Consider the following 12,128-nt stretch of genomic DNA (forward strand, 5'->3'; position numbering starts at 1 on the left):
TGATCCGGTTACCAGGCCTCGGTACGCAACGTTGCTACATCGTGAAGACGATTCCGGGAATGGATGAGAGCGAGGCTCGGGCTGCCTGAGGGCATCTCTGCTGATCGAGGTAGCGCCGGCTAAATCCCGGCCTCGCCAGCCACTCAGCAAACCCACAATCGAATTGAACAGAGACCAACCACATGAACGAGATTCAAAACCTGAAAGACCGTCGCGACCATCTGTTGAGCGAGGCCGACCAACTGCATGCCGAACTACTGCCTCTTGAGGCTGTGCTGGAAGGCGAGGAAACCATCGAGCCGACTCAGGAGCGCGAACTCCGCAACAGGTACAACGAGCTGAAACGGAGTTTCGATTCGCGCAAAAACAACGCCGACCTTTTGGACAGGAAGATCAGTCGCCGCGAGAACCTTGCCTACTGCGATTCCCTGATGGCGGGATACATCGAAGCGATGGATAACTGGACCGCTGATGAACAGGAGTTGAGGGAGAAGCGCCAAAGCCTCAGCAACCGTTTGGAGCAGATTCAGCAGCAGGCGGAAGAGGACATGGCGAGAGCTCGTCAGGCCGAGACGGACGCTGCCACGGCTTACGCGCAGGCAGTCGCCTGGGGTGATACCGAAGGCGAGAAGACCGCCAACACTGATGCGCAGAAGGCGGCGAAGAACCTCACGGTGGCCACCGAACACAATCGTCGCCAACACCTGATCATGAAGGCTTTAGAGCAGGAGCTGGTCACCGTAGATAAATACATCGCAGAAGCACAGGTAAAGCATAAGGGGATAGAGCGCACCGCCCTGCTGCTATCGCAAACGGTACTCGAAGAGAAGTGGAACGAGGCCGCAAAAGCGTTGTTCGAGGTGGGCGGAAAATTGTGGGCCAATTACAACCTGCTTGACCGTGACCAGATTGGACTTATGAAGCTTGCCGTTCCGGAGCAAGGTGAGAACTTTGGGAATTGGACGTGGGAAGAGCTATCAGCTCGTTCGCGCCAATATCGCGCGCGGGACTTAATCCAGCTCGACAGCCTGACAGTACCGCAGTACCTCGAAGATATGAACAATCCAGAACGACGCAAGGATGAACGTAATGAACAAGCCGATACAGAACAGCGCCAGTTGGTCTGACACGCTCAAAACTCGGAAGGCCCATCTCAATGCCCTGCTGAAAACCATCAACGCAGGGCCGGGAAAAGCTAGCCCTATACAAATGCTGACCATCAGCGCGATTAAATCGGAAATGGCGCACATTGACAGCCAACTGAATCGCCGGAAATAGCGCTGAACTTATAACCTGCCCGTTTTATCTTAATAAGTAAGCACGACCACTCCGAACAAGGAAAAGACGATGTCCAAACTCGCAGAATACCGTCAGTTGGAAAAACACCTCGCTGAGCAGCTCCAGGCACTGGAAGCACTGAAAGGTGATGATGGACTGAAGAAAGAAATCGAGTTCGAAACCAAGCTGCGCAAGCTGCTCGAACACTATGGTTTCAGTCTAAAGCACATCATCAACATTCTAGAACCGCAAAACACTACGCGGCGTCAAGCCGCAGCCCCGACCATCAGCACACGCAAACCACGCGAACTGAAGGTCTACAAAAACCCGAATACCGGTAAAATGATCGAAACCAAAGGCGGGAACCACAAAGCTTTAAAGGAATGGAAATCAGAATACGGCGCAGATGTCGTCGAGGGATGGTTGAAGAAGTAAAAACAAACTGAAAAAGGGCCCAGACGGGCCCTCTTTTTGAATTGATATCTGCTGAAGATATTGGTTATTTCTGAGCTTCCAGCATGACGCATGAAAATTATCACCCATTGGGGGCCTTGAATAACAACCGAGTTCCATCCTTACAAGAGCTATGAGTGAGGAACGTTTGGAGCGATGCTCCAAAGGTCCGATCAATATATCTCATAAATTTCTAATTACTCAGCTCGACTCTTACTACCCAAATCCAGAGGAGAATCGATTGAAATGCTGAATTGATATAAGAGGACAGGACAAAACTGAGATTGAGAAACACGGTGGGTGTAGTGTGTGCGGTTGCCCGCCGTTCCAGTGAAAGCTAACGAGACCTAATGTATCAGATGCGAGCATCAGACTCTCAGGTTGCCACCTTGCGGTGTAAAGCCCACCGTATTTCCCAGAGAGTAGGCTAACGAATCAATAGCCGCTTAGCAATTCTTTTTTCTCCAACACAGTTAGCAAATCAAAGCTGTGCCAATTAACAAACCAAACATTGTTATCAAAGAACTCCATCAGAGCTTTGAGTTTCACCTTGCCAGGTTTCGCCCCAGTGACTGATTCGGACAACCGAGAAGCAGTCGAAGAACGAAATTCTCGATCAACATATGGACAGGTTAAAACATCCATCAACAAATGAAACTTGTGTGAGTTAATCCGCACATCATCTAGACGATTCAAATGATACTGTATGCTTGAAGTCACTTTTGTGCGAGCCTCTCTATATAGCGGCTCATCCCCAATATAATAAAGAAGCGTCACAATCTCAAAATAATTAAGAGGTTCAACACTATCAGTTCGAGCAACACCCTGCAAAGCTTCTTTAGGCAGAAGATATCGTGGTCCTAATTCTTTGCAAAGCGCCAAGATATTCATTGCTTCAAGAAGACTGACATTAGCACTTTTTGATAACATGCCCAAATAACCACTACTATAAAAAAACTCCTTACACAAATTATATACCGTCGTTTTGATACTATCCAAATCGGCAGGCATGTGCTTCTCATAAAACGTACAAGCCAGCTTTACAGCAATGCATAGCTTAACGGATGACGTATGACTAGGATTTATACTATAAAAATGAAAAATAGTTCGGATAGCAAAGTTAAAAAAATGCGAAAAACCAGTCAGGTGATTTTCCATACCAACGATACGATTAATATTTTCTTCCGTCGCACTAATTATACGATTGCTTAACCAACCAACCACATAAGAACTTACCAATTGATAGGCGCCCGAATCGCCGCTGCAGGCGGCCTTGATATCATCAATAAAATGCAGTGTTAGTATTTTCTGGTTAGACAATTCCCTTGGAGATCCATAGTTTTCTCCCAAAAAAAGTGACTCCCTCAGATTTACTAATCTGCGCTGGACAGCCCTTAGCGATTTGGTTTTGGAAGTAATAAAGGGACGCTCCGCCCTTATTGACTTAGCTTCATTAATGTTGAGCTTATAAGCTTTACACTCAGCTTCTACTACCTGCATGACTTGATTCAATATCAAATCCGAATTGGTAAAAATAAAAAAATCATCTACATAGCGTCGCATGGAGTAGTCTACGTCCACCTTCACCCCGGACGCTTGAAGTCTTTTTTCGATTCGCTCATCAATTTCTTGAAATATTATCTCTGCAAATATCCTACTAACTTCGGGACCAATCGGTATTCCTGCAGTTTCGTTATAATTAGAGCATCGCATGACCTGATCAAAAATATCACCGAATACCCCATCAATATTAATATGTCGCTTAGTATATTCTTTTGTTTTAATCGCCCATGCAATCGAATGAGTGTAGATACTATCGAAACATTTAGAGACGTCCATCGAACAAAACTGCGAATATTGCTTTTCCAGCCTTAGGTAATCAAAAGACTCGAAAAACTTATGAAGCCGCGTGGTTTCACCGTAAGCGAAATAAGTTGTGAGGTGTCTATCGTTGATTTCGTATTTAACCGAAGCCGCGTTACTAGAGCGATACTTTTTTATATTCTCCTGTGGATTTTTAATATAGTATTTACTGGTAACCTTCTGAGGCGCCCTCAAACTGAACTTGCTTTTTTTGCAACACAATAAAATCTGATCATCAAAACTCTGATAAAGCTCAACAAAGTGAATCTGAGAGCGAGGATGCAAAAGGGACAATGTTCTAGGCGAGTCAACATCTTTTCGGATATTGAAAATATAAGGTATGGAAAATTTCAGCTCCTTATCATCCATGAGAAGGGGGGTTAATAGCTTTCGAATATCCTCATGCCGCTTTATAAGCTGTTGAATCTGTTTATATAGTCCAAAATTATCAAATATTACGGGGGTTTCGTACGGGCATGTCTCAGTTAGAAGGATACGACGATAATCTTGCTTACGAACCCTTTGGGTTTGCCGCCCGCTAGTCATAACCATACCCTTTTAATGATCTCGAAGCTTTTATATGAAAATGAATGAAATCTTTTCTTATGAAACCCCAAACTAAAACTGTAACCAATCAGCTCCCTTCTCTGACTTAGTGTTAGTGCGCTCATTATCCGCTGCGACAATGAGTGCTCACCCGAAAACATCAACCCCCTCAAGAAATTATCCAAATTTAGAAGCGCACACTCATCGAATGAGTTCTTGTGAATGTAGCTATAATATATGCCTGTTTTTATCGTTATTTTGGTACCAGGGTCTCGTATTTCATAATTGCCAGTAATTGCGCGCAAACGATTTTTCAGAAGTCTAAAATCAATAGACGTCTTTGAGCTTGAAATATAATTAGCAAAAGAACTTATTAATCGAACCTTGAGTTTTTTAATTTTGTTATCGGATATATCGACCAATACAGTACGGCGAAGCACGCCTAACGTTTTATCGTGGGTGGTATTATTAGATATTCTTATTTTATATCCCAGATAGCAAAGAGTATAATAACTTTGCACAGCCGGGTTTCTACTTAATTTTTTATAAATCGCGGGCACAGGTAAAAAAGTCCTTTTTTCCCCGTCATGCAAGCAGAGCTCCTCAGGCAAAGCTTCCGCTACAAGGTTGTCAAATTGCTGTTGCGCACACCTTTCCGAAGTTATTATTAGAATATCATCGACGAATCGAGCGAAGAAAAAGACGTCATTGTTATGACGCATTTGTTGGTCAAATTTTAGTAATCTGAACTCTGCCAAAGCACCACTTATAGAGAGCCCGCGGGGCAAGCCAGGCACGTCATAAATATCAAGTATTAGGAATAATCTTTTTATCAAGAGTATCGTTTGCCACGAACATACTCCATCGGCAATCAAGTGCTCCAGCAACAACTTGCGATCAATGCTTTCATAAAAATTTTGAATATCATATCTAAACACATTAAATGCCAGACACTCTTTCATTATCGAAATGCCATTACTTACCAGGAACTGTCTATGCGATTGAGTTGCCGGATAAGCGGTTTGGATGTTTTTTGCCAATTGCCTAGCGATAATAGTATCGCAGAGGTCACCGAAGCCGTAGCCTGATTTTTTCCCCAAACAGAAAACTTGCAGTCCGGAAGAAAAAGCTAAACCGTTAATGAGACGAAGAGACGAAGCCTCACCGATTTTTTTTCGTTCAGCGGAATCATGCAATGCTGCATTTTTACACTTGTCTGAGAAGTTTATGCGGCGACGTAAGTTGGTAGGGGTATAGGGCTGCTCATTCATCTCTACCATCCTTGTCGCCACAATCGAAAAAAGTGATTAGGGGCATTGGAGGCCACAGTACATGTGGCGCTAGCTGTATGCCGTAAGTTATTTTTGACGAGCGGCTCTGCCCATCGCTCTCAAAGATGACAAATGCCCAGCGCTTCCACCACTTGCATCGTTGGCATATGCGATCAGGCAATCAATGGCCGCGTCTCCACCGGCTTCGCCCAGCGCTTCTAGAGCTGCGAGTTGCGCCGCACAACCTCGCGAATTTTCTTTTACCACGCGTATGAGGTAGTCCACTGCATCGGTGCTGCTCATATGTCTTGCTCCCTGTCCTTTTAAGGGTTGGCGGATTGCCCCCCCTTCTGTGAGCTTACCTGATTTCAGTTACGAGTTTCACGCAGCAAACTTTTACGTTTCAGTTCGTCCAGATGGGCGACAACCTCAATCATGCTCTTATTCCGATCCCACTCTCCTACTAAAGATTTTTCAATGGGTAGCCCAGCATGTAAACGAAGCTTGTTCGCTATATCCGATACTTGTAAACCCAATACCGCATACCCACGCTGCCTGGTCCAGAAGTATTCTGGGTGATCCGGCGGATCGTAATCGAAGTCTTGAATAACTCGCAGTTTTCCGTGAATCTTTTCCTGTTGATCAGGAATTCTTAAAATTAGGTACATCAAATCTTTAGGAATCAAACGCCAGTCCACATCAAGATCTAATGGCTGAAAGCTAGGAACCGAAGTGGTAGCTTCATAATGCCCATCTTTTCCTGCGGGTTGGCCATGCGAGGTACCATCGTCAACACAAACATTGAAGCATTCGCTTGCAAATCGATCTAGATGGGAAGCACAAATAATCGCTAGGTATGCTGTAGCTTGGTTAACGGACTTACGCTTGATCCACCACTCTTTTATAAGAACGAATGAATTCCCAAGCAAAACACCGCAGATGCCTGCTGTGGCTGAAATAATTGCTGAAACGTTCCCCGCTTCCATGAACACCTCTATTTAATTGAGGGTAGTCCTTCGATTTGTATAAAGCGACTACTACAGCTCATGCATCCATACCTCCAGCCCTTCCAAACGACGCCCACTCTCCGTATCAGGTCCCAACGCGCTTTCTTTCTAATACAAGGAACCACAACGCGGTGATTTTCTCTAGAAAAATTAGGGCGAATGCGTTTACGGCAGGCAAGGAGGATTTCGTTCTGACCAAAAGGCGACCCCGGGTGGTCGATAGGTCTAGCAGGATCGGCTAGCGGTTCGTTTCTAGCGCGGCCAAGCTGGCGGTGAATGTCCTCTGCCGGACTAGGAACCATCCAGCTAGCGAACAAAAGGTTCGATTCACAAACTGGCGAGTGAGATTAATAGGCGAGTTTCTATATCCACATTACCTCATACCAATCGCGGCACGCTGCGGAATCCAGTAATGCCGAGCTCCAGAGAAATGAAAGGCGTTACACGTTTTGCTCCCGTTACACCCCATACATGAAATCCTCTAAACAGGTGTAGCACGTATATTATCCATTAAAATCAAGTAGTTACATCGACTTGATACACCCGTAACACCTGTTACACGCCTTTCAGCGCTACTTACAATCCCCCTACCCCTAAGGATGATTTCCTCCAGCGCCGAAGATCTGCAGGCAACTGGGGCCCCTGAGGCAATTGAAACCATACGGGGTCGGAAACCCGCGGGGCTTTGTTAGCGGACAGGTGCCCAGCTTAGTGAACTGGTGAACCGGGTGAACACCCAGTTCACCAGTGCAGCTGCACAGATAATGGGAGGTCGCCGGGGACCCTGCGCGTTTCCGAATGACACGGGGCATAAAATCCGCGTGATCTTGGCAGTGGCTGATTTTTGTACATTGGTTGACAGGTTGACTTGGTTGACGGCCCAAGGTGTCCATAATCATCAACACTAAAGGCCATCGTTACCGCTGCGGTAACGATGGCCTTTTTTCAGCAGAATTCTTTCGATTTCAATGGCTGAAATTTCAGTAACTTTGAAATCCTTCCACTAACTCAGTCCTGCGGGTTTCCGACCCCGTACCACTCGAAAATGCTCAGGGTCCCCAGCGCACTTTTGGAACCCGGTCGGTCTAAGCCAAGCGCTTAAGAACGTTGAAGCCTACGTATCCAGGTGTCCCAGGACTCGACCCTAATTGGTGGGGTGAAGTGGTGTTCGTAGTCGTGCCTTTTAGCACTTTCCGCACGATCATCAACCGTCCGTCCCCCTATGAGTACCGTACGAATGTTGATGTCCTTCTGAGGGTCGACCTCGAGTCCCTCGTGTGGCCCTACGAAAGCGTTGTGAATTAGGTCTCCTCGCTCAGCTCGTACCCTGGCTGAATGGACGTGATCTCTGAAGGTTGAGAGTTCTCGATAGATGTGGCCTAAGCGGTTCCTCAATTGGCCTGCTGCCTGATGGATCTTGTGATTGAACTCCTTGTAATGGTCCGAATTCAGCAAGTTGAAGTCAGCTCCCTTTACCTCGATCAGAATTACGTCCATACGCGATCGCCCGGTCAGCACCACGAAGTCAACGTAACCGTCTGCCAAAGGAAACTCGGAAAAACAAATGTATTCATCATCAGGCTGAGCGTAGGTCTCTGCAAAAATTGAGAGATCCCTTTTCAAGAGAAATTGGAGATCTCGTTCGCCAGCACCTGCACAGATCAATGCCTCAACTTCCGCCCTAGAAATCATTCCATTCTCGATTTCCAAGCGACGCTTTATTACCGCATTGCTCCCTCGATAGGGAGAGTCGACAAATGGGTTTCTGGAAAAACGTAGCCGATCCGCTTCCGCAACGATGCGACCGTTTTCCCAACTCCGTTCATCCAACTCCACTGATGGACACCCCATCAATCGACATGCCTCCTCACGACTAATTGTTTCCCAATGCGTCCCCCCAGGAGACTTCACGGTGACAATGTCGAAGGTGTCGCCCCGAGGGTCTTCCCGCTCGTAGTGTTCCAAATATGTCGCAGGCCCCATGACGACACCTAGCGCCTGAAGCGACTTGATAATGCGCTCGACGGCATTAGTGACTGACTGGCCATCATTTTTATCGCCCAAGTCAGTAAGCAGAACCACTATTCCTGACTCGTTCACGAATGATCTAACCCGACATAAACCTCGAGCCAAGCGCGAGCCATCAGGGTAGTTGTGGACAATATCCGTTATCTTCATACGTAGAGGCTCCTTCTCCATGGTGTGGGCCAAGCGACAGCTCACCGATGATGCGCAACCGCAGGCGATATTGCACGATCACTGATCAAGGATCAGCTAAGCAAATACAGGCGTGTATCCCATTCTGTATCCCAAAAAATCAGCACCCGAACAAAACCCAATGGATACGGCACATTGCAAGTCCGGTTCAAACGACCCCGGCCCACCACTTCATCATCTAAAGACGTCCACGGACGTCTTTTTTTGCGCCTGAAATCCAGTAAATACGGGGGTCTCAGGGCTATTGGGCTCCACAGCGCTTCATGCAGATCCATTTTGAAATGTATTCCAAGGCGTATTCCAAGCCCACTGACTGATAAATTTCGGAATACATATTGACCGGCGGCGACGGCCTTCAGTTACGAGTCCGAACCAACGGTTCGAGGCCCATCGACCCTCAACGACAGAGCCCGCCCAATGCGGGCTTCGTCGCATCTGGTGATTGGTATATTCCCGTCAACAAACACGTCGAGCCCACCGCCCAGCACGATGAATTTTTCTTCACCGCACTCCGTCCCGCGAACCGATAAAATCCCCCCGCTCATTCAAGAAACTACGGTTCGCCCGCGCTCCTAGCGGGCTTTTTTTCGCCTCGGCTTCTCCATATCTTGCCGCTCCCCAGCATATGCGCGACTCTGCCAGCAGATCCCTCGCCAAGGAGCGCTCGATGCCGCTGTTATCCCTGCCCTGCCCGCGCCTGACCCTTGCCATCCTCTCCCCCGATCAGGCCGAGCTCGAAAGCGCGTTCTACCAGCGCAACCTCCGCCACCTGGCCCCGTGGTCACCCATCCGCACCACCGACTACTTCTCCACCGCCAACATCCGCCGTCGCCTCGAGATCCAGGCCAGCGCTTTCGAAGCCGGGTTAGCCATGCATTTCGCGCTGCTCTCGCCGGACGGTCAGCAGATGATCGGTGCGTGCAATTTCAGCGGGATTATTCGTGGGGCGTTTCAGGCGTGTTATCTGGGTTATCACATCGATGAGGCGCATCAGGGGCAGGGTTTGATGCAGGAGGGGCTGGAGGCGGGGATTGGTTATATGTTCGATGTGCAGAATCTGCATCGGATCATGGCCAATTACATTCCGGGCAATGAGCGCAGTGCGCGTTTGCTTGAGCGTTTGGGTTTCGAGCGCGAGGGCTATGCGAAGGCATATCTGAATATCGCCGGGCGTTGGCAGGATCATGTGCTGACGGCGCTGGTCAATCCGGGGTTCGAGGCGCCGGATCAGCGGTGGTCGCGGCGCCTGGGTTGAGTTGCGCGAAACCTGTCAGACAAAAATCCTTTCAGCTCTCGGGTTTGCGGCCGATACAGACCTGCTAACACCCCTGCTGGCTCAAAAGAACAACAATCTTCCAGCTTAACTGACGACCAAGAAACCCAACGTTTCTGGAGGATTTGCATGAATAGCTGGTTCGGTAACATCAGCGTGAACATGAAACTCGGCCTGGGCTTCGGCCTGGTGCTGGCCCTGACCTGCGTTCTGGCGCTGACCGGCTGGACCAGCCTCGGCGGCCTGATCGACCGCAGCAACTGGATGAGCGACATCACCCAGCTCAACGCTGGCCTGACCAAATTGCGCGTGGTGCGCCTGCAATACATGCTGACCAACGGCGACGAAACCGCCGCGCAGAATGTGCAGACCACCCTGGAAAGTTTCGCTGCTCAGCAGCAGGCGCTGATCAGCAAATTCAAGAGTCCGGAGAACGTCAAACTGCTCAAGCAGCAAGCCGCGACCATCGCTGAATACCAGACCTCGCTGAACAAAATGCGCAACGCCTATCGAACCGGCAACAGCGCGCGCGACACCATGAGCGCCAACGCCCAGAACGCCTACAACCTGATCGAATCGATCAGCCAGCGCGTGCAGCAGATGGAGTTGAGCGATCAGCGTTTCGAGCAGTTCCAGGCGGTTACTGCCGCCAAGGAAGCGTTCATCCTCGCGCGCTATGAAGTGCGTGGTTACACCGCGACCAGCAACGCCGAGACCGAGCAGAAAGCCGTCGGCCAGATCGACGCGGCCATTGCCAGCCTCAAGCCGCTGAACGCGAAATTTGCCGCGACTCAGCAGGATGCCCTGCGCCAATTGGAAACCGCGCTGACCAGCTATCGCAGTGCGTTGATGGCGTACAAGAACGCCAACACCGATGCCGTGCAGGCGCGGAAGGAAATGACCGATCAGGGCACGACCATCGTCGCCCTGAGCGAGCAGCTGTACCAGATTCAGCTCGATCGCCGTGATGCTGAAAGCGCCCAGGCGCGCACCTTCCAGTTGATCAGCACGTTGCTGGCGCTGCTGGTTGGCGTGATTGCAGCAGTGATCATCACCCGTCAGATCACCCGTCCGTTGCAGGAAACCCTGGCCGTGGTCGAGCGCATCGCCAGCGGCGACCTGACCCAGAATGTCACCGTTACCCGTCGCGATGAACTCGGCGTGTTGCAGCAAGGCATTGCGCGCATGGGCGTGACCCTGCGTGATTTGATCAGTGGCATCCGCGACGGCGTCACTCAGATCGCCAGCGCCGCTGAAGAGTTGTCGGCCGTGACCGAGCAGACCAGCGCCGGTGTGAACAGCCAGAAAGTCGAGACCGATCAGGTCGCCACTGCCATGCACGAAATGACTGCCACGGTGCAGGAAGTTGCGCGCAATGCTGAGGAAGCGTCGCAAGCTGCCGCTGCGGCGGATGGCGAAGCCCGTGAAGGCGACAAGGTTGTGAATGAGGCCATCGCGCAGATCGAGCGTCTGGCCAGCGAAGTGGTGCGCTCGACCGAAGCGATGAGCGTGCTGCAACAGGAAAGCGACAAGATTGGTAGCGTCATGGACGTGATCAAGGCTGTCGCCGAACAGACCAACCTGCTCGCACTCAACGCCGCGATCGAAGCAGCGCGTGCCGGTGAAGCCGGGCGTGGGTTTGCCGTGGTGGCCGATGAGGTGCGCGGTTTGGCTCAACGCACGCAGAAATCCACCGAGGAAATCGAAGGTCTGGTCGCCGGTCTGCAGAACGGCACCCAGCAGGTTTCGGCAGTGATGAACAACAGCCGCGCGCTGACCGACAGCAGCGTCGCCCTGACGCGCAAGGCCGGCGCCTCGCTGGAAAACATCACCCGCACGGTGTCGAACATCCAGTCGATGAACCAGCAGATCGCCGCCGCTGCCGAACAGCAAAGCGCCGTGGCTGAAGAGATCAGCCGCAGCATCATCAACGTCCGCGACGTGTCCGAACAGACCGCAGCGGCGAGTGATGAGACGGCAGCGTCGAGTGTTGAACTGGCGCGGTTGGGTGGTCAGTTGCAGCAGATGGTCAGCCACTTCCGCGTTTGATGTTGGTTTTGCGCTGAGGCTGAAACCGAATCGCGGGCAAGCCCGCTCCCACAGGTTTTCGTGGTCGAGCACTGTTGATGTGTTCATCTCGATAACTGCGGGAGCGGGCTTGCCCGCGATGGCGGTGGGTCAATCAAATCCATGTTGCCTGACACTCCGCATTCGCGAGCA

The 12,128-nt window shown here is 50.1% G+C and carries 10 protein-coding genes; 5 read left to right on the forward strand and 5 right to left on the reverse strand.

All coding sequences use genetic code 11. The annotated features are described in order from the left end of the window. Positions 1–182: 182 nt before the first annotated feature. The 3 genes from D8U82_RS19055 to D8U82_RS19065 all read left to right on the forward strand — a co-directional run bounded on the left by D8U82_RS19055 (position 183) and on the right by D8U82_RS19065 (position 1,713). Positions 183–1,127, forward strand: a complete 945-nt coding sequence (locus D8U82_RS19055) for a chromosome segregation protein SMC (protein ID WP_083354185.1) — start codon at positions 183–185, stop codon at positions 1,125–1,127. After that, on the forward strand, positions 1,090–1,278 hold the full coding sequence (locus tag D8U82_RS19060) for a hypothetical protein (protein ID WP_130902740.1): 189 nt from the start codon (positions 1,090–1,092) through the stop codon (positions 1,276–1,278). Before D8U82_RS19055 ends, D8U82_RS19060 begins: the two co-directional genes overlap by 38 nt. Positions 1,279–1,347: 69 nt before the next feature. After that, positions 1,348–1,713 carry a histone-like nucleoid-structuring protein, MvaT/MvaU family gene (locus tag D8U82_RS19065; RefSeq protein WP_130902741.1) on the forward strand — a complete coding sequence of 122 codons (366 nt, stop codon included), beginning with the start codon at positions 1,348–1,350 and terminating at the stop codon, positions 1,711–1,713. A 453-nt stretch (positions 1,714–2,166) separates the two neighbouring features. Here the strand turns inward: D8U82_RS19065 and drt3b are convergent, their stop codons facing one another. The 5 genes from drt3b to D8U82_RS19090 all read right to left on the reverse strand — a co-directional run bounded on the left by drt3b (position 2,167) and on the right by D8U82_RS19090 (position 8,596). Further along, positions 2,167–4,140: an antiviral reverse transcriptase Drt3b gene (gene drt3b, locus D8U82_RS19070; protein ID WP_206663335.1), complete on the reverse strand. Its 1,974-nt coding sequence runs from the start codon at positions 4,138–4,140 to the stop codon at positions 2,167–2,169. Beyond that, positions 4,137–5,411: an antiviral reverse transcriptase Drt3a gene (gene drt3a, locus D8U82_RS19075; RefSeq protein WP_177434147.1), complete on the reverse strand. Its 1,275-nt coding sequence runs from the start codon at positions 5,409–5,411 to the stop codon at positions 4,137–4,139. Before drt3a ends, drt3b begins: the two co-directional genes overlap by 4 nt. 87 nt (positions 5,412–5,498) lie before the next feature. Continuing rightward, positions 5,499–5,714 (reverse strand): hypothetical protein, encoded by a 216-nt coding sequence (locus D8U82_RS19080; protein ID WP_130902744.1) that lies wholly within the window; start codon positions 5,712–5,714, stop codon positions 5,499–5,501. Positions 5,715–5,779: 65 nt separating this feature from the next. Further along, a complete protein-coding gene (locus D8U82_RS19085; protein WP_130902745.1) occupies positions 5,780–6,397 on the reverse strand; it encodes a hypothetical protein in 618 nt (205 codons plus the stop codon). A gap of 1,119 nt (positions 6,398–7,516) precedes the next feature. Next, complete coding sequence (locus tag D8U82_RS19090; protein ID WP_177434148.1) at positions 7,517–8,596, reverse strand: Shedu immune nuclease family protein; 1,080 nt, start codon at positions 8,594–8,596, stop codon at positions 7,517–7,519. Between the two features lie 706 nt (positions 8,597–9,302). Here D8U82_RS19090 and rimJ point away from each other — a divergent pair. Both rimJ and D8U82_RS19100 read left to right on the forward strand, forming a co-directional pair. Continuing rightward, positions 9,303–9,890, forward strand: coding sequence for a ribosomal protein S5-alanine N-acetyltransferase (rimJ, locus tag D8U82_RS19095; RefSeq protein ID WP_122508189.1), 588 nt, complete (start codon positions 9,303–9,305; stop codon positions 9,888–9,890). A gap of 147 nt (positions 9,891–10,037) precedes the next feature. Next, complete coding sequence (locus D8U82_RS19100) at positions 10,038–11,957, forward strand: methyl-accepting chemotaxis protein (protein ID WP_130902747.1); 1,920 nt, start codon at positions 10,038–10,040, stop codon at positions 11,955–11,957. Positions 11,958–12,128: the final 171 nt, after the last annotated feature.

This window comes from Pseudomonas sp. Sample_23 (genome assembly GCF_004307595.1).
In the GTDB taxonomy this organism is placed as follows: domain Bacteria; phylum Pseudomonadota; class Gammaproteobacteria; order Pseudomonadales; family Pseudomonadaceae; genus Aquipseudomonas; species Aquipseudomonas atacamensis.

Coding starts and splice junctions, on each gene's coding strand:
- drt3a (WP_177434147.1), bottom strand. CDS start 5,411: ATGAATGAGCAGCCCTATACCCCTACCAACTTACGTCGCCGCATAAAC.
- D8U82_RS19100 (WP_130902747.1), top strand. CDS start 10,038: ATGAATAGCTGGTTCGGTAACATCAGCGTGAACATGAAACTCGGCCTG.
- drt3b (WP_206663335.1), bottom strand. CDS start 4,140: ATGACTAGCGGGCGGCAAACCCAAAGGGTTCGTAAGCAAGATTATCGT.
- D8U82_RS19060 (WP_130902740.1), top strand. CDS start 1,090: ATGAACAAGCCGATACAGAACAGCGCCAGTTGGTCTGACACGCTCAAA.
- D8U82_RS19055 (WP_083354185.1), top strand. CDS start 183: ATGAACGAGATTCAAAACCTGAAAGACCGTCGCGACCATCTGTTGAGC.
- D8U82_RS19080 (WP_130902744.1), bottom strand. CDS start 5,714: ATGAGCAGCACCGATGCAGTGGACTACCTCATACGCGTGGTAAAAGAA.
- D8U82_RS19065 (WP_130902741.1), top strand. CDS start 1,348: ATGTCCAAACTCGCAGAATACCGTCAGTTGGAAAAACACCTCGCTGAG.
- rimJ (WP_122508189.1), top strand. CDS start 9,303: ATGCCGCTGTTATCCCTGCCCTGCCCGCGCCTGACCCTTGCCATCCTC.
- D8U82_RS19090 (WP_177434148.1), bottom strand. CDS start 8,596: ATGAAGATAACGGATATTGTCCACAACTACCCTGATGGCTCGCGCTTG.
- D8U82_RS19085 (WP_130902745.1), bottom strand. CDS start 6,397: ATGGAAGCGGGGAACGTTTCAGCAATTATTTCAGCCACAGCAGGCATC.